The 17,661-nt window shown below is 67.5% G+C and carries 16 protein-coding genes; 9 read left to right on the top strand and 7 right to left on the bottom strand.

What is annotated here, in order from left to right:
• Positions 1 to 1,293, bottom strand: a 1,293-nt coding sequence (locus tag ACFDSW_RS08285; RefSeq protein WP_375249814.1) for an acyl-CoA carboxylase subunit beta, incomplete at its 3' end; no start/stop codon positions are given.
• A 122-nt stretch (positions 1,294 to 1,415) separates the two neighbouring features.
• Here ACFDSW_RS08285 and ACFDSW_RS08280 point away from each other — a divergent pair.
• Positions 1,416 to 2,771: a short-chain fatty acyl-CoA regulator family protein gene (locus ACFDSW_RS08280; protein WP_375249813.1), complete on the top strand. Its 1,356-nt coding sequence runs from the start codon at positions 1,416 to 1,418 to the stop codon at positions 2,769 to 2,771.
• A gap of 16 nt (positions 2,772 to 2,787) precedes the next feature.
• Here the strand turns inward: ACFDSW_RS08280 and ACFDSW_RS08275 are convergent, their stop codons facing one another.
• Entirely contained in the window at positions 2,788 to 5,529 is a 2,742-nt protein-coding gene (locus ACFDSW_RS08275; protein WP_375249812.1) for a [protein-PII] uridylyltransferase, read from the bottom strand.
• Positions 5,530 to 5,829: 300 nt separating this feature from the next.
• Here ACFDSW_RS08275 and ACFDSW_RS08270 point away from each other — a divergent pair, with 300 nt between their 5' ends.
• Entirely contained in the window at positions 5,830 to 8,664 is a 2,835-nt protein-coding gene (locus ACFDSW_RS08270; RefSeq protein ID WP_375249811.1) for a TonB-dependent receptor, read from the top strand.
• A 284-nt stretch (positions 8,665 to 8,948) separates the two neighbouring features.
• Positions 8,949 to 9,164, top strand: a complete 216-nt coding sequence (locus tag ACFDSW_RS08265; protein WP_375249810.1) for a hypothetical protein — start codon at positions 8,949 to 8,951, stop codon at positions 9,162 to 9,164.
• Between the two features lie 9 nt (positions 9,165 to 9,173).
• Here the strand turns inward: ACFDSW_RS08265 and ACFDSW_RS08260 are convergent, their stop codons facing one another.
• The gene (locus tag ACFDSW_RS08260; RefSeq protein WP_375249809.1) at positions 9,174 to 10,397 is read right to left on the bottom strand and encodes a threonine synthase; all 1,224 of its coding nucleotides are present in this window, start codon (positions 10,395 to 10,397) and stop codon (positions 9,174 to 9,176) included.
• An 83-nt stretch (positions 10,398 to 10,480) separates the two neighbouring features.
• On the opposite strand from ACFDSW_RS08260, the gene ACFDSW_RS08255 reads away from it, so the two are divergent.
• Positions 10,481 to 10,846 carry a BrnT family toxin gene (locus ACFDSW_RS08255; RefSeq protein ID WP_375249808.1) on the top strand — a complete coding sequence of 122 codons (366 nt, stop codon included), beginning with the start codon at positions 10,481 to 10,483 and terminating at the stop codon, positions 10,844 to 10,846.
• Positions 10,836 to 11,096 carry a BrnA antitoxin family protein gene (locus tag ACFDSW_RS08250; protein ID WP_375249807.1) on the top strand — a complete coding sequence of 87 codons (261 nt, stop codon included), beginning with the start codon at positions 10,836 to 10,838 and terminating at the stop codon, positions 11,094 to 11,096. Before ACFDSW_RS08255 ends, ACFDSW_RS08250 begins: the two co-directional genes overlap by 11 nt.
• A 25-nt stretch (positions 11,097 to 11,121) precedes the next feature.
• Here the strand turns inward: ACFDSW_RS08250 and grpE are convergent, their stop codons facing one another.
• A complete protein-coding gene (grpE, locus tag ACFDSW_RS08245) occupies positions 11,122 to 11,673 on the bottom strand; it encodes a nucleotide exchange factor GrpE (RefSeq protein ID WP_375249806.1) in 552 nt (183 codons plus the stop codon).
• Positions 11,674 to 11,726: 53 nt separating this feature from the next.
• Complete coding sequence (gene hrcA / locus ACFDSW_RS08240) at positions 11,727 to 12,770, bottom strand: heat-inducible transcriptional repressor HrcA (protein WP_375249805.1); 1,044 nt, start codon at positions 12,768 to 12,770, stop codon at positions 11,727 to 11,729.
• 129 nt (positions 12,771 to 12,899) lie between these two features.
• Here hrcA and ACFDSW_RS08235 point away from each other — a divergent pair, with 129 nt between their 5' ends.
• From ACFDSW_RS08235 to rdgB, 3 genes are read left to right on the top strand one after another with little or no spacing between them, the layout of a single operon-like run.
• Positions 12,900 to 13,241, top strand: coding sequence for an STAS/SEC14 domain-containing protein (locus ACFDSW_RS08235; protein WP_375249804.1), 342 nt, complete (start codon positions 12,900 to 12,902; stop codon positions 13,239 to 13,241).
• Between the two features lie 46 nt (positions 13,242 to 13,287).
• Positions 13,288 to 14,001, top strand: coding sequence for a ribonuclease PH (rph, locus tag ACFDSW_RS08230; protein ID WP_375249803.1), 714 nt, complete (start codon positions 13,288 to 13,290; stop codon positions 13,999 to 14,001).
• Entirely contained in the window at positions 13,998 to 14,624 is a 627-nt protein-coding gene (gene rdgB / locus ACFDSW_RS08225; protein WP_375249802.1) for an RdgB/HAM1 family non-canonical purine NTP pyrophosphatase, read from the top strand. The genes rph and rdgB overlap by 4 nt, the downstream gene beginning before the upstream one ends.
• Before the next feature lie 77 nt (positions 14,625 to 14,701).
• Here rdgB and ACFDSW_RS08220 read toward each other — a convergent pair whose 3' ends face one another.
• Positions 14,702 to 15,274, bottom strand: coding sequence for a CAP domain-containing protein (locus ACFDSW_RS08220; RefSeq protein ID WP_375249801.1), 573 nt, complete (start codon positions 15,272 to 15,274; stop codon positions 14,702 to 14,704).
• Between ACFDSW_RS08220 and hemW the strand changes: the two genes are divergently transcribed.
• Positions 15,257 to 16,492: a radical SAM family heme chaperone HemW gene (hemW, locus tag ACFDSW_RS08215; RefSeq protein WP_375249800.1), complete on the top strand. Its 1,236-nt coding sequence runs from the start codon at positions 15,257 to 15,259 to the stop codon at positions 16,490 to 16,492. The two genes, ACFDSW_RS08220 and hemW, sit on opposite strands and share 18 nt — an antisense overlap.
• Positions 16,493 to 16,594: 102 nt before the next feature.
• Here the strand turns inward: hemW and ACFDSW_RS08210 are convergent.
• The coding region (locus ACFDSW_RS08210; RefSeq protein ID WP_375249799.1) for a penicillin-binding protein activator at positions 16,595 to 17,661 on the bottom strand (1,067 nt) is incomplete at its 5' end.

Here is a 17,661-nt window from a genome sequence, read left to right as displayed (position 1 = left end):
GCCCATCACCGCGATCTCGGCGGTGGGCCAGGCATAGTTGAGGTCGCCGCGCAGGTGCTTCGACGCCATCACGTCGTACGCGCCGCCATAGGCCTTGCGCGTGATGACGGTGATCTTGGGCACAGTCGCCTCGGCATAAGCGAACAGCAGCTTCGCGCCATGTTTGATGATGCCGTTATGTTCCTGCGCGGTGCCGGGCAGGAAGCCGGGCACGTCGACGAAGGTGATGATCGGGATATCGAACGCATCGCAGAAACGCACGAACCGTGCCGCCTTCTTCGACGAATTGATATCGAGCACCCCCGCCAGCACCATCGGCTGGTTGGCGACGATGCCGATCGTCCGCCCCTCGATCCGGCCGAAGCCGCAGATCACATTGCCCGCATGCGCCGGCTGCACTTCGAAGAAATCGCCTTCGTCGACAACCTTCCGGATCAGCTCGTGCATGTCGTAGGGCTGGTTGGCGCTGGCCGGGATCAGCGTGTCGAGGCTGTCCTCGGCCCGATCCCACGGATCGTCGGTCGGCCGCTCCGGCACCCCCTCGCGATTCGATGCGGGCAGGAAGTCGATGAAGTCGCGTGCCGCGAGCAACGCCTCGATATCGTCCTCGAAAGCGACATCGGCGACGCTGGTCTTGGTGGTGTGCGTCACCGCACCGCCCAGCGCCTCCTGGGTCACCACCTCGTTGGTCACCGTCTTCACCACATCAGGGCCGGTGACGAACATATAGCTCGAATCCTTCACCATGAAGATGAAGTCGGTCATCGCCGGCGAGTATACCGCCCCGCCCGCGCATGGCCCCATGATAAGGCTGAGCTGCGGCACCACCCCGCTTGCCAGCACATTGCGCTGGAATACCTCGGCATAGCCGCCCAGCGACGCGACCCCTTCCTGGATGCGCGCGCCGCCACTGTCGTTCAAGCCGATCACCGGCGCGCCGACCTTCATCGCCATGTCCATGATCTTGCAGATCTTTTGCGCATGCCGTTCGGACAGCGAGCCGCCGAAGACGGTAAAGTCCTGGCTGAACACGAACACCAGCCGGCCGTTGATCGTGCCCGATCCGGTGACCACGCCATCGCCGGGGATCACCTGATCCTGCATCCCGAAATCGACGCAATTGTGCTCAACGAACATGTCGAGCTCCTCGAAACTGCCTTCGTCGAGCAGCACGTCGAGCCGCTCGCGCGCGGTCAGCTTGCCCTTGGCATGCTGCGCATCGATCCGCGCCTGTCCGCCACCGATCCGGGCGGCGGCGCGCTTTTTCTCAAGTTCGGCGATCGTCGACGACATCCATCTCTCCGGGCACGCTGGGCTTGCCTACCTGCCGTGCCGCGGTCGCCAGGGCAAATGTGAAGTTGCGAAGTTGCGAAGAGCAAAGTTGCGAACTACGCTGCCGGCGTCATGGGGAAAGAATGAAGCAACGCCTCTACGCCGGTCGCCAATTGCGCGCGCTGCGCCATGACGCCGGCCTCAATCAGCGCGCGATGGCCACGCGGCTGGGTCTGTCGGTCAGCTATCTGTCGCAACTGGAAAGCGACGAACGTCCGCTGACCGCCGCGGTCACTGCCGCGCTCGCGCAGCATTTCCCTGCCGCGCTGGCGGGGATCGAGGGGGAGGCGCCGGCGCGGCGGCTGGTGGCGCTGGGACATGCGCTGGCTGACCCTGCGGTCGCGCCTCTGCCGGCGGAGACGATCGCGCATATCGCGGAGGAGCAACCCGACCTCGCCGACCGGCTGATCGCGCTCCACGCCGCGAAGCGGACGGCGGAGGAGCGCGCGGCGCTGGCGGAGGAAGCGATGACCGCCGGCGTCGGCGGACGTTTGCCGTGGGAGGCGGTGCGCGACTGGTTTCACGACGCCGGCAATTACGTCGACATCCTCGATCGCGCGGCGGAGGCGCTGTCCGCACAGGGGGGTCTGGCGGATGCCTTGCGCGGGCACGGAATCAGGATCGCGACCGATGCGGACGAAGAGGCGCCGCTGTCCCGCTTCGACGGCGCGACCCTGACGCTCAATGTGGCGTTGCCACCGGAAAGCCGTGCCTTCCTGATCGCGCACCGGCTGGCGGCGATTGCGTTCGCCGGCCCGATCGCGACGATCGTCGCCGCCGCACCGCTGGCGCAACCGCAAGCGCGCCGGCTGCTCGCGATCGGGCTGGCCAATTATGCCGCCGGGGCGCTGGTGATGCCGTATCGGGCGTTCCGGGCGGAGGCGCGGCGCATGCGGCACGATATCGATCGCCTGTCGCGTCGTTTCGGCGTCAGCTTCGAACAGGCGTGCCACCGGCTGTCGACGCTGCAACGGCCGGGCGAAGAGGGTATCCCCTTCTATTTCTGCCGTGTCGACATGGCGGGCAACATCACCAAGCGGCACAGCGCGACGCGGCTGCAATTCGCGCGCTTCGGCGGCGCCTGTCCCTTGTGGCACGTCCATGAAGCGGTCGCGATCCCCGATCGTATCCTGGTGCAATATGCGGAAACGCCCGATGGGGTGCGCTACATCTCGATGGCGAAGGGACTGGTGAAGCCATCGGGCCGTTTCGCCCGCAGCCCGCGCCGCTACGCCGTGCTGCTGGGATGCGAGGCGAGCCATGCGGCGGACTTCGTCTATGCGGAGGCGGTCGATCCGCGGGGGCCGGCGACCCCGATCGGGATCAGTTGCCGGCTATGCCCCCGCGACGATTGCGACCAGCGCGCCTTCCCCCCCACCGACCGCGCGATCGCGGTGGATGGCGAGGTGCGGCGCGTGGTACCGTACCGGGTCGTCTGACGCGCGGTAGCGGGCGCTATGCCGCTTCCTCGTACGCGACCCCTGCCGCCGCCGCCAGCAGCCGCTTTTCCAGCGTGCGCACACGCGTGCCGGGGGTCAATTTGTCCCCCGTCAGATCGGTCAGATAGAAGACGTCGACCGCGCGCTCGCCATAGGTCGCGACATGCGCGCTATGGATCGTCACCTTCGACACGAACAGCGCATAGGCGAGCTGGTTGAGCAGCGCCGGGCGGTCCCGCGCCGCCACCTCCACCACGGTGAAGCGGTTCGAGGCCTTGTTGTCGACCAGCACATTGGGCTCGATCCGAAAGGCATCGGCGCGCGCGCGCGGCAGCGGCTTGGCCTTCAGCCGGTCGGTCAGCTTGCCGCGCCCCGCCAGCGCGTCGGCGATCGCGGTCTTCAGCCGCTCGACCTGCCCGGCCTCGTCGAACGGCCGGCCAAGCGGATCCTGGACCAGGAAATTGTCGAGCGCCATGCCGTCGCGGGTGGTGTGGATACGCGCGTCGATGATGTTGCCGCCCGCGACATGGATCGCCCCGGCGATCCGACTGAACAGACCGGGATGGTCGGCGGCGTAGACCGTGATCAGCGTCGCCCCCCGTTCCAGATAGACCTGCGCATCGATCTGCAGCGGCTGGTTCCCCGCCGAGTGCACGAAGGCGGCATTATGCGCCAGCACGTCAGACGGCTCCGCGATCCAATATGCCTCGGGGAAGCGGCGGACATAGGCCGCCAGCGCCTCGTCGTCCCAGCCCATCGCCTGCGCAAGATCGGCCTGCTTCGCCTCCAGCCGCTCGACGCGCCCGCGCTGCTTGTGGCCCAGCCGCAGCACTTCCTCGGCATTGTCGTACAGGGTGCCGAGCAACTGGCCTTTCCAGCCGTTCCAAGTGCCCGGCCCCACCGCGCGGATATCCACGACCGTCAGCACCAACAGCAGCCGGAGCCGTTCGGGGCTCTGCACGATCTCGGCGAAATCGAGGATCGTCTTGAAATCGGCCAGGTCGCGGCGGAAGGCGGTGGCGGACATCAGCAGATGCCAGCGCACCAGCCACGCCACCGTCTCGGTTTCCGCCGGGGTCAGGCCGAAGCGCGGGCACAATCGCTCCGCCACTTCGGCACCCAGGATCGAATGATCTCCGCCCCGCCCCTTGGCGATATCGTGCAGCAGCACCGCGACATACAGCACGCGCCGCGACACGATCTGATCGATCAGCGCGGTCGGCAGCGGATGATCCTGCCTCAGCTCCCCCTTTTCCAGCCGGCTGAGCAGCCCGATCGCGCGGATCGTATGCTCGTCGACCGTATAATGGTGATACATGTCGAACTGCATCTGCGCGACGACGCGCGCAAAATCGGGCACGAACCGCCCCAATACGCCGGTCTCGTTCATCCAGCGCAACACCAGCTCGGGATCGTTGCGACTGGTCAGCAGGTCCAGGAACAGCGCATTGGCGCGCGGATCGCGCCGCACCGACGCCGCCAGCTTCGCGTCGCGCGTGGCGCAGCGCAGCGCTAGCGGGTGAATCTCACGCTTCTGTTGCGCCGCCAGTGCGAACACCTCGATCAGTCGGACCGGATCCTCGCGGAAGAAATCCTCGTCCGGCAGCGCGATGCGATGCCGGTCGATCACGAATCCATTCAGCCGCTGCGGCGCGCGGCGCAGCGCGGGCAGCTTGTAGCGGCGCCGCGTGAAGCGCTCCTCCAGATGCGCGAGGAACAGTCCGGTCAGCGAACCGACCGTCTTTGCCTGCAAAAAGTAGAATTGCATGAACCGCTCGACCGCCGGTTTGCCGGGCCGCGCGGCATAGCGCATCCGCTCGGCGATCTCGCGCTGATAGTCGAACGTCAGCCGATCCTCGCCACGCCCAGCGATCAGATGCAGGTGACAGCGTACCGCCCACAGGAAATTTTCGGCGCGGTGGAAGAGGCGATATTCCTCGCGCGTGAACAGCCCCAGCTCGACAAGCTGCACCGCGCGCTGCACGTCGTAGACATATTTGCCGATCCAGAACAGCGCGTGCAGATCGCGCAGGCCGCCCTTGCCCTCCTTCACATTGGGTTCGACGACATAGCGGGTATCGCCCATACGGACGTGGCGCAGGTTGCGCTCCTCCAGCTTGTCGGCGATGAACCGGCGCTCGGTGCCGCGGCGCACCTCGTCGCGGAATCGCCGCGTGGCATCGGCGTACAGGCCTTCGTCGCCCCACACGTAACGCCCCTCCAGCAACGCGGTGCGCACCGTGACGTCGCCGTTCGCCTGCCGCACCATCTCGTCGAGCGAGCGGCTGGAATGCCCAACCTTCAACCCCAGATCCCACAGGGTGTAGAGCATCGATTCGATCACCTGCTCGGCCCAGGGCGTCTGCTTCCAGGGCGTCACGAAGCCGATATCGACGTCGGAGAAGGGCGCCATCTCGCCCCGCCCGTAACCGCCGACCGCGATCAGCAGCAGCCGTTCCGACGCGGTCGGGTTGCTCAGCGGATACAGGCGCTGCGTCGTGAAATCGGCCAGCACGATCAGCAGCCGATCGATCAGATACGCCTGCGCGTTCGCCGCCTCCAGCCCGCGCGAGGGATGCGCCTCCAGCCGCCGCGAGATCTCGGCGCGCCCCGCCGCCAGAGCGTCGCGCAGGATCGCGCTTGATAGTCGCCGCAGCGCGGTGGCGTCATCGCCCTCCAGCGCGGCCAGCGCCTCGGCAAGCTGGCGCCGGTCAACGATCGCGCGGCGGTGGGGAAGGTGGTCGAAACGGCCCGTCATGGCCTTCCCGATAGTCGAAGCGGCGCGTCACGTCGCCCCCGCGATCGACCGACGCACGGCTTTTCCCTGCCTCACCCGCCATCCTTGGCCTGGCGGAAGGGGGGACGGCGGCCGCGGCGGCCGGTCCGTCCGCAACGGCCATTCCGTGGCATGTTTGCGACACCCCGCTTCGAAATGTCTTACGCGGCGCGTAAATTCTCTAGACGACTGTCATGGCTACGCTAAGTCCGGCTCGATACCGGATCTTCGAAATCCGGACATGAACACCTTCGGGTTTATATAGGGAGAGGCTTTGCCGCCATGCGTCTGACCACCATTCTTCTGTCCTCCGCCGCGCTGCCAGGCGCGCTGCTGGCCACCGCCGTTCCCGCCTGCGCTCAGGATCAGACGAGCCCGGTCACCACCAATGCCGCGGTCGATGGCCAGTCCAGCACCGCCGCGGCGCAGGCCGGCGACACGCGGGAACTGGGCGCGGGCGACATCGTCGTCACCGCGACCCGCCGGTCGGAGCGGCTGGCCGACGTGCCGATCTCGATCAACGCGGTCAATCAGGAAGCGCTGCAGAATTCCGGCGCGACCGATATCCGCCAGATGGCGCAGCTGGCGCCGTCGCTCAACGTCTCCTCCACCGGCTCGGAAGCCAATGCCTCGGCGCGCGTGCGCGGCATCGGTACGGTCGGTGACAATCCCGGCCTCGAAAGCTCGGTCGCGGTCTTCATCGACGGCGTTTACCGCAGCCGTACCGGCTCGGGCCTCAACGATCTGGGCGAGGTCGACCGGATCGAGGTGCTGCGCGGGCCGCAGGGCACGCTGTCGGGGCGCAACAGCTCGGCGGGTGCCATCAACATCTATACCAAGGCACCGTCGTTCGATTTCGGCGGCTATGGAGAGGCGAGCTACGGCAATTACGACGCGGTCCGCGCGGCCGGGGCGATCACCGGCCCGATCGTCAAGGACCTGCTGGCGTTCCGCATCGACGGTGTCTACGCCAAGCGCGACGGCTTCTATCGCGATGTCGTCAACAACACGGACTATAACGATCGCAATCGCTGGTTCGTGCGCGGGCAGCTGCTGCTCGAACCATCATCGGATTTCTCGCTGCGGCTGATCGGCGACTATACCTTCCGCGACGAGAAGTGCTGCGGCGCGGTGTATGTCGATACGCGGGAAAAGACCGACCCGACGCCGGGCGTGGCGGGCGATTATGCGATCAACCCGGCCGGCAACCGCATCGTCGATGTCATCAATTCGATCGCGGCGCTGCGCGGTTATCCGGCGGGCAGTGCCTTCCCCAGCGGCAGCGATCCTTACAGCCGTCGTATCGCTTTCTCGCCCGGCAAGGCTTATTCGAACGTAACCAAGGACTATGGCGGGTCGGCCCAGATCGACTGGAATCTTGGCGGCGCGTCGCTGACCTCGATCACCGCCTATCGCGAATATAAGTCGGCGGGCGCGACCGATATCGACTATAACGTGCTCGATATCGGCGATCGCCCGGCGGACGGCAACAACTACCGCCAGTTCCACACCTTCACGCAGGAAGTGCGACTGAATGGCGAGGCGTTCGGCGACCGCCTCAACTGGCTGGTCGGCGGCTTCTTCTCCAACGAAGACCTTGAAGTCGTCGACAACCTGAAATTCGGTAGCGATTATGGCGCATTCGCCGCCTGCCGCATCGTCGCGACGATCAATCCGTTGGCGGCGCTGCGCAACCCCGCCAATCCGGGCTGCCTGGGCACCACCCCGCTGGCGGCGCTGGGCGGCGCCAGCGGGCGCCAGGCGATCGCCGCCGGCCTGGGCGCGGCATCGGGCGTGATCCTGCCGGCGATCGACCTGCTCGGCACGGTCAACAACGTCGGCACGACCCGCGACGTCTATCGCCAGAACAGCCAGAGCCTCGCCTTCTTCACGCACAATATCGTGAAGCTGACCGACCGGTTGTCGTTCACCGCCGGCCTGCGCTGGACCCAGGAGCGCAAGCGCTTCGACGCGACGTTCGGCAACAACAACACCGTCTGCCCGCAGATCCAGGGGCTGCTCGGCGCCGGCCCGGCGGGCAACCTGTTCAACAATGCGCAGCTTGCCGCGCTGACTCGCGGCATCGCGACGCTGGCCTGTACCGGCAATTCGTCGGCGGCGCTCAACGGCCGCACGCTGAATGACCGCTTCAAGGAAGACCAGGTGACCGGCACGGCGGTGCTGTCGTGGAAACCGACCGACCGCCTGATGACCTATGCCAGCTATTCGCGCGGCTACAAGGCGGGCGGCTACAACCTCGATCGCTCGGATCTGGGCGACGCCTATAATCCGGCGACGATCCCCAACGCCACCGGCGCGCGGCTCCGGTTCGATCCGGAAACCGTCAACGCCTATGAAGTCGGCCTGAAATATTCCAGCCGTCAGTTCACGTTCAACATCGCCGGCTTCCGTTCGGAGTTCAAAAACTTCCAGCTGAATACCTTCAACGGTACCAATTATGTCGTCGAGAACATCGGCAGCTGCTCGAACGGCCTGAACGGAGCGGATCAGGACAATAGCGCCGCGACCGGCGCCTGCACCGGCGACGTGAAATATGGCGTGCTCAGCCAGGGCGTCGAGGCGGAGGCGGGCTTCTATCCCGCGCGCAACCTGGCGGTGGCGATCGGCTATACCTTCGCCGACACCAAATACCGCCGCAACCTGGTCGGTTCGGACGCTGGCGCGGCGCTCGATCCGGCGCTGTTCCTGCTGTCAGGATCGCAGATGTCGAATGCGCCGCGCAACGTCATCACGTCCTCGGTCAGCTGGACGCCGGAGATCGGCGGCAACGGCATGAGCGCGCTATTCTACGTCGATCAGCGCACGACCTCTGACTACAACACCGGGTCGGACCTGTTCGCCGAGAAGATGCAGGACGGCTTCACGCTGGTGAATGCGCGCGTCGGTCTGCGCGGGCGTGACGAGCGCTGGGCGATCGAATTGTGGGCGCAGAACCTGCTTGATACCAACTACACGCAGGTGGCGTTCAACTCGCCCTTCCAGGGCGCCGGCAACCAGCAGCAGGTGCAGGCATTCGGCGGCACCGGCAACCAGCTGTTCTCCGCTTTCCTCGCGGAGCCGCGTACCTATGGCGTGACGCTGCGCACGCGGTTCTGATCCGTCCGGCACCACTCACGCCCGATATATCCCCCCCCCCCGGGGCCTCGCGCTTGTCCACACGACGCGCGGCCCCGGGGGGCGGGGAAGAACAGGAACTTGACCTGCGGGCACGATGGCCCGTCAGGCTTGTATGTTTTCGCTGCTTATCTGACTTGCGAAACGCCTGAGCCGCAGAAGTGCCCGATTCGACGCGCGGGTAGTTGACCTATTGACCTTTTTAGTTGCCTTTATCCCCTTCGTGACCAGCCGAGTCGGTCACGCGCCCGTGGGGGGTGAGGATCATGACGACCAATGCCACGACCCGGCCTTTGGCCGAACTGATGGAACGGATTCTATGGACCGCGCGAAGCGCGGGCGCCACGCTCATCATCTCTCGCGGCCACGATCCGGAAGCGATCCGGCTGCTGCTCGAACAAGGTTTTATTCGCGAACGGCTCGGCCATCTGGTGCTGACGCCCAAGGGCACCGAACGCCGTCGCGCCTGCGCGCCCAATTGATCTGACGGATCACAGCCGGTCGAAATCGATCGGCTGGTGTCGATCCAGCCGCTGTTCGGCGGTCGGCATCGGGTATTTCAGGCCGGTAGCGCAATTGAACAGCACCACCTCTTCCTCTTCGTCCACCTCGCCATCGCGCAGTGCCTGATGATAGGCAGCCAGCGTCGCCCCACCCTCCGGGCATAGCAGCAAACCGTCGCGACGAGCGCACTCGTCCACCGCATGCAGGATCGCCGGGTCGCCCACCGCCAGCGCCTTCCCGCCGCTTTCGCGCACCGCCCGCAGGATCAGAAAGTCGCCCACTGCGCGCGGCACCCGGATGCCCGCGGCGATGGTATGCGCATCCTCCCAGCGCTCCGCATGTTCCTCGCCCGCCTCGAACGCGCGCACGATCGGCGCGCAGCCCGCCGCCTGGACCGCATACATGCGCGGTCGCGCCGGCCCGATCCAGCCGAGCCGTTCCAGCTCGTCAAACGCCTTCCACATGCCGATCAACCCGGTGCCGCCGCCGGTGGGATAGAAGATCACATCGGGCAGCCGCCAGCCCAGCTGCGCGGCCAGTTCCAGGCCCATCGTCTTCTTGCCCTCGATCCGATACGGCTCCTTCAGCGTGGAGACGTCGAACCAGCGCCCTTCCGCCGCCCCCTTGGCGACGATCGCGCCGCAATCGTCGATCAGGCCGTTGACCCGCCAGACGCGCGCGCCCTGCACCGCGATCTCGCGAACATTCACCTCAGGTGTGTCTTCCGGGCAGAAGACGATCGTTTCGATCCCCACGCGCGTGGCATAGGCCGCCAGCGCCGCGCCGGCATTGCCGTTGGTGGGCATCGCGATCCGCGTGACACCCAGTTCCTTCGCCATCGCCACCGCCATGACGAGCCCGCGCGCCTTGAAGCTGCCGGTGGGCAAACGCCCCTCGTCCTTCACCCAGACGTTCGCGCCGCCGCTGCGCGCGATCGGGATCAGGGGCGTCTCCACCTCCCCGAGGCTGACGATATTCGCGGTCCGGCGAACGGGCAGCAACTCGCGCCAGCGCCACAGGTCGGTGCCGCGCGCCGCCAGCGCGTCACGCGACAAGGCGGCGCCTACCCCGGCGAGATCGTAGCGCACCAGCAACGGCCGGCCGACCCGCGACAAATTGTGCAACGTGTCCGCATCATACCGCTCCCCCGTCATCGAGCATTCGAGATGCGAGACAAATGTGGGGCGATCGGCACTGAGATTGTCGTTCATGCACGCCACTTTAGCGGGTGATCAAGGACGGTCCAGCCTCACGCGCCGGGCGCCGCCATGATGACGAGGCGCGGATATCGGGCATGCGACGCCACATCCATCACCTCGGTCCTATGCCGAGCGACCTGCCCATATTGGGTCCGCGCGGGCGATCACCCGATCGACGGCGGCGCAGATCGTCACTACGATTTGGCATGGACATCGAGTTCGACCCCGCTAAGGATAAGGCCAATATCGCGAAGCACGGCCTGTCGTTGCGGCGTGCGGGGGAACTCGACATTCGCGCGTTCGTCGATGATCGACAGCGCTTCGATGAACCGAGGTATCGGCTGTACGGGCTGATCGATGGCCAGCCGCATTGCCTCGCAGCCGTCGATCGCGGCGGACGGGTCCGTGCGATAAGTTTGCGCCGCGCGCATGCGAAGGAGATGCGACGTTATGGGCTCTGAACATCCCCCTGTCATTTTCGATGACGACAATCCGGAATGGACCGAGGAGGACTTCGCGCGCGCGCTGCCGCCGTCCGAGCTGCCGCCGCATATTCTCGCCGCCTTCCCCAGCACGCGCGGCGCGCAAAAGGCGCCGACGAAAAAGCAAGTGACGCTGCGGCTCGATCAGGACGTGCTGGAGAAGTTTCGCGCCACCGGGCCGGGGTGGCAGGCGCGGATCAACGCCGCGCTGCGGGCGGCGCAGGTCTGACCTGCGCCACCACCCGACCTCATCATCAGTCGGGCTTCTTCGCCACGCCGACCAGCGCAGGGCGCAACAGCCGGTCCTTGATCATCCAGCCCGCCTGCATCTCCTGCACCACGGTGCCCGGCGCCGCATCGCTCGGCACCTCCATCATCGCCTGATGCCGGTTGGGATCGAGTGGCTCGCCCATCGCCTGGATGCGGGTGATGCCGTGGCGGCCGAAGACGCTTTCCAGCTCCCGCCCGGTGGCGTCCAGCCCCGTCACCAGCCCCTTCCACTTGTCATCGTCTCGCAGCTCCGCCGGGATCGCCCCCAGCGCGCGCTCCAGATTGTCCGCGACGGACAGCACGTCGCGCGCGAAAGCGCTCGCGGCATAGGCGCGCGCATCCGCCACGTCCTTTTCCGCCCGCCGCCGTACGTTCTGGATATCGGCATGCGCGTACAGCGTCTCCTGCTTGGCGGCGGCAAGCTGATCCTCCAGCTCCGCGATGCGCGCGGCCGCGCGATCGTGCTCGGCTACTTCGGGTGCGGTTTCGGCGGTTTCCTCCCGCAGGTCGTCGGCGGGCTTCTCGGTATCGGTCATTCGGTCCCTGTCTTATCGTTCGAGTGTCGCGCAAGGGCGATGCGACGGTCGCGCTACCCCATCAGGCGGGCCAGCGTCGCCGCGGTGAAATCCACCATGGGTACGACACGCGCATAGTTCAACCGAGTCGGGCCGATCACCCCCACCACGCCAACCACCCGCCCGTCGATGCCGCGAAACGGCTTGGCAATCACCGACGACCCACTCAGCGTGAACAGATTATTCTCCGCCCCGATGAAGATTCGCGTGGCATCGCCCGCACGGGCACTGTCCAGCAGCGCCGCGATCTCCTGTTTTCCTTCCAGATCGTCGAGCAGCCCGCGTACGCGCTCGATATGCGCCGCGTCGGCATCGTCGAGCAGCCGCCCCTGTCCGCGCACGATCAGCACGGGGCGGCGCGCGCCGTCCTCGCTCCACACCGCCAGCCCGCGCTCGACCAGTGCGCGTGCGGCCGTGTCGAGCGCGCTGCGCCCCGCCGCCATTTCCCTGTCCAGCCGCTGGCGCGCCTCCCCCAGGGTCAATCCGCCGAGCCGGGCGGTCATGTAATTGCCCGCCTCCACCAGCGCCCCCGGATGCACCCCGGCGGGCAGGTCGATCACCCGATTCTCGACCGAACCGTCCTCCGCCACCAGCACCGCCAGCGCCTGCGCCTGCCCCAGCGGGACAAAACCGATCGAGCGCAGCACCGCCTCGCGCTTCGGCACCATCACCAGCCCGGCACAGGCCGACAGGCCGGACAGCGCGGCGGTGGTCGCCGCCAGCGCCTCTTCGACCGGGCCATGCGTTTCCGCCCGCGCCTCGATCTGCGCGCGCTCCTCCTGCGTCGGCTCGTGCGCCTGCATCATGCCGTCGACGAACAGGCGCAGCCCGGCATCGGTGGGCATGCGTCCCGCCGAAGTGTGCGGCGCGGCGAGCAGACCCAGCGTCTCCAGCTGCGCCAGCACGTGGCGGATCGATGCCGGCGACAGATTCAATCCCGCCTGCGCCAGCGTCTTCGATCCGACCGGCTGCCCGCTCTCGAGATAGCCGTCGACGACGCGGCGAAAGATATCGCGCGCGCGATCGGTCAGCTCGGTGATCGGAGGCGTAGCGACCATGATCTGCATGTAGGGTACACAGCCGGGCGTCTCAACGGCCCGGACTTCATCATCTGGCAACCTTCCCCCGGCAATCCGTGATCGTGGGGGAACATCATGTATCGGTATCAATTCGACCATCTTCTCAACTTGTTAGATATCGAATGGCAGCGCATCTTCACGCCCGAGGAAGTCGCGATCTATTCGGCGGACCTGCATCAGGCCTTTCTGCGCGAGCGCTTCCGCCCCGGCTACCGGCTGCTGATCGACATGCGCGCCTGCATCGCGCAACCCCGCGCCACCCTGCTCGCGTTCGAGGGGGCGCTGGGGCACTTCCCGCGCGCCAGCCGAATCGGCATCGTCGCCACGCATACGATCATGCGCGCGCAGGTGCGTCGGGTGATGACGCAGCCCTATCTGCGCCTGTTCGAGGACGCCGGCGCGGCGCGGCAATGGCTGACGCGCCCCGGCGAGGACGCTCTTGTTGCCTGACGCCTGACCCCCTAGGGCGGGCCATCCCGGTTTTCAGGAGACTGTCATGCGCCCCAGCGGCCGCGCCCCAGACCAGATGCGCGCGATCACGATCGAGCCCCGTTTCACCCGTCATGCGGAAGGATCGGTGTTGATCGGCTTCGGCGATACCAAGGTGCTGGTCACCGCCTCGGTGGAGGAACGGGTGCCGCCATTCCTGCGCGGCAAGGGGCAGGGCTGGGTGACCGCCGAATATGGCATGCTGCCGCGGGCGACCCACACGCGCGGCAGCCGCGAGGCCGCGAAGGGCAAGCAATCCGGGCGGACGCAGGAGATTCAGCGGCTGATCGGGCGCAGCCTGCGCGCGGTGACCGACATGGCGTTGCTGGGCGAGCGGCAGATCACGATCGATTGCGACGTGATCCAGGCGGATGGCGGCACGCGCACCGCGTCGATCTCCGGCGCATGGGTCGCGCTGCGGCTGGCGGTGGACAAGCTGGTGGCGGAGGGCAAGCTGACCGCCAATCCGATCCGACAGCAGGTCGCCGCGATTTCCTGCGGCATCTATCAGGGCCAGCCAGTGCTCGACCTCGATTACGACGAGGATTCGAACGCCGACGCGGACGCCAATTTCGTCCTGCTGGAAAACGGCCATATCGCCGAAGTGCAGGCGACCGCCGAACACGCCACTTATGACGAAGAGGCGCTGCTGCGATTGCTGCGGCTGGCGCGCATCGGCTGTACCGAGATCTTCGCCGCACAGGCAAAGGCGGTCGCATGAGCGGTGAGGGCGCCGAGCCGCAGGCGATCCGCAAGCTGCAACCCGGCAAGCTGGTGATCGCCAGCCACAATGCGGGCAAGGTGCGCGAGATCGCGGCGCTGCTGGAAGGGCGCGGGCTGGACGTCGTCTCCGCCGGCGCGCTCGACCTGCCCGAACCGGAGGAGACCGGCACCACCTTCGTGATGAACGCCGAGCTGAAGGCGCGGGCGGCGGCGGACCTGGCGGGGCTGCCCGCGCTGGCCGACGACAGCGGCCTGTGCGTCGATGCGCTGAACGGCGATCCGGGCATCTTCTCGGCACGCTGGGGCGGCGAGCAGCGCGATTTCGGAATGGCGATGCGGCTGATCGAGGAGAAGCTGCGCGCGATCCCCGATGCACCGCGCGACGCGCATTTCGTCTGTGCGCTGGCGCTGGCGTGGCCCGATGGCCATGTCGAATGGTTCGAGGGTCGGGTCGACGGCACGCTCGTCTGGCCGCCGCGCGGCGACAAGGGCCATGGCTATGATCCGGTGTTCCAGCCGGTCGGCGAGGACCGCACCTTCGGCGAGATCGACGAGGCCGAAAAGAACGGCATCAGCCACCGAGGCGATGCCTTCCGGCAGATGGTCGCGGCAGTCTTCTAGGGCGAATTGTTCTGGGGCGGATCGATATCCCGTCGTTCCGCCCCTTGCCGGGCAGGACTCGCTGGAAGGCGATCGCCTCAGAACGCCTTTTGCCCGACGACATTGCCCGCTGGGCTGTACCGGCACACCAGATAATCGTCGCTTGCGCCGGATGCCATCGCGCAGCCGACCGCGCGGGTGCCGCGCCAGACGATCTGGACATAATGCGCCACCCCCGCCCAATTGCCCGATATGGATGCGCCCGGCACCGTGCGATTGGCGAAATCACGGCGCTCATCGACCCATAGATCGACCATCTCATCATAACGATAGGCGCCGCGCGTGCCGGTGAAGAGGTTTTCCCCCTGCCGGTTCGGCCCCTGCGACTGTTCGGCATGCGCGAAGCGCCCGGTGCGCGCCATCTGCCGCGCATAATCCCGCGCCGCCGCCGCGAGTGTGTCGTCCCACACCAGCGGCGCGACACCGACCGCCGCCCGCGCCCTGTTATGGCCCGTCAGCATCGCCGCGCGCAGTGCCGCCGTGCCCCGCGGCGCGGGTGCGCTGTCAGGCCGCGGCTCCACCACGCGCGGCGGCGCGCTCGCCCCGGCCGAACAGCCCGCGAGCAGCAGCGCGGACAGGATCGGGACGGCGGCATGGCGTTTCGGTCGCATCGCCGCCATATCGGCGCGACCATGCTGCCCGACAATGCCTCCACTGCGACCGGCGCCTCCGCGCCCATCGCCCACGACGGCGACGACACACCGCTCGCGCTCTACGTCCACTGGCCGTTCTGCGTCTCCAAATGCCCCTATTGCGACTTTAACAGCCATGTCCGCGACTCCGTCGACCAGCAGCGCTGGCGCGACGCGCTGCTCGCCGACCTTGCGCATGAGGCCGCGCTGCTGCCGGGGCGGCGGCTGGGATCGATCTTCTTCGGCGGCGGCACGCCGTCGCTGATGCCACCCGCGACGGTCGCGGCGATCATCGATGCCGCCATTCAGGCATGGCGCCCGGATGGCGATATCGAGATCACGCTGGAGGCCAATCCCTCCTCGGTCGAGGCGGCGCGGTTCGACGATATCGCTGCCGCCGGGGTCAACCGCGTCTCGCTGGGGCTACAGGCGCTCGATGACGCGGCCTTGCGCTTTCTGGGGCGCGCGCATGACGTGGGTGAGGGACTGGCGGCGCTGGCGGTGGCGCAGCGCGCCTTCGCGCGGGTCAGTTTCGATCTGATCTACGCCCGGCCGGCGCAGACCGCCGAGGCCTGGCGAGCGGAGCTGGCCCGCGCGCTGTCGTTCGGGACCGAGCATCTGTCGCTATATCAGCTGACGATCGAGCCCGGCACCCGCTTCGCGACCGAGGCGGCGGCGGGGCGGCTGACGATCCCCGATGGCGATGCCGCCGCCGATCTGTTCGAACTGACACGCGCGATGACCGCTGACGCCGGCATCCCCGCCTATGAGGTATCGAACCACGCCCGGCCCGGCGCTGAAAGCCGCCACAATCTCGCTTACTGGCGCTATCGCGACTATGCCGGGATCGGCCCCGGCGCGCACGGGCGGCGGCATCGGCTTGCCAGCGTCCGGCGGCGCAAGCCTGAAAACTGGCTGGCGGCGATCGATCGCCATTGCCACGGGATCGAGAGCGAGGAGCCGTTGGCACCGCAAGCCCGCGCGCATGAGGCGCTGCTGATGGGGCTTCGCCTGGCGGAGGGAGTCGATCTCGCACGGATCGCGCGGATCAGCGGCATGCCCGTCGCGGCGCTGGTGGACGAGGCGGCGATCGACGCGCTGCCGGGGCTGCTGGAGCGCGACGGGGATTGGCTACGTGTGACCGACGCGGGGATCCTGCTGCTCGACGCGATCCTGCCCCGCGTCGTGCGGGGGTAGCGGCATTCGACGGCCCCGGCGATCGCCGGGGCGACGCGACGGACTTTCGGCAGATCGGTTATCCCGGCGCGGGCCGGGATCTTCCGCCGGCGGATCGCCCCGTTACTTGCCGAACCCGACCGGCGCGGCCGACACCGTCACGGTGGTATTGCCCCGGATTTCCTGCACCTCCAGCGCGCGCTCGGCGACGCCGTCGCGCCCGAAGCGGAACGCCCCGTCGATTCCGACGAAGCCATCCGCATCCCGCAACCGCGCCTCGGGAAAGCGCGTGTTCGTTTGCCAGTCACGCGCGATACGCACCACCAGCAGGACCGAATCGTACCCCAGGCTGGACAGGCGATAGGGCGAGGTGCCGAAGCGCGTGCGATAATTGCGCGCATATTGCCGGTACATCGCATTCGGCACGCTCGCGAACCACGCGCCATTCAGCGCGGTGGCGGTGGCGATATTGTTGTCCGAATTCCACAATTCGGTGCCGAGCAGCTGCGTCGACGGGCTCGCGCGGCGCAGCAACGGCGCGGCGGCATTCGCCTGCGCCGCGCCGTCCGCGATCAGCACCGCCCCGAACGGCGCGTCCTTGGCCATGCGCTGCACCGCCCCGGCGACCGCGCCCGATCCACGATCATAGGTCTGCAACGAGGTGACCCGCCCGCCCGCCTGTTCGACGGCGCGCAGGAAGGCGGTCGAGGCGCGGCTGCCGTACAGGGCGTTCGGCACCAGCCCGCCGAAATTGCTGATCCCCTTGCCACTGGCGTAAGCGACGACACGCTCGATCGCCTGCGCCGGCGCGTAACCCAGCAGGTAGGCACCGTTGCCAGCGACGCTGACATCGTTGGAATAGGACAATACCGGCACGCCCGCCGCCCGGGCGATCGGGCCGACGACGCGCACATCGTCCGCCAGCAACGGGCCGAGGATCAGTTGCGCCCCATCCGCGATCGCCCGCTGCGCCGCCGCCCCCGCCCCGGTGGCGGTGTCGTAGCTGGTGATCCGCACCTGTTGATTCCGGGTGTCGAGCAGCGCGAGCTGGGTGGCGTTGGCTAGGCTGCGGCCGACTCCGGCGTTGGCGCCCGACAGGGGCACCAGCAGCGCGACGCGATGGCGCTCATTGTCGCGCGGCAGGCCCTGCGCCACCTCGTTCGAAAGCTGCGAGTAGGCGGCGTGCTGGT

The sequence above is a fragment of the Sphingomonas sp. genome (assembly GCF_042091075.1).
In the GTDB taxonomy this organism is placed as follows: domain Bacteria; phylum Pseudomonadota; class Alphaproteobacteria; order Sphingomonadales; family Sphingomonadaceae; genus Sphingomonas.
The sequence above is the reverse complement of the archived record's forward strand: the minus strand, read 5'-3'. Positions and strand labels throughout refer to the sequence as shown.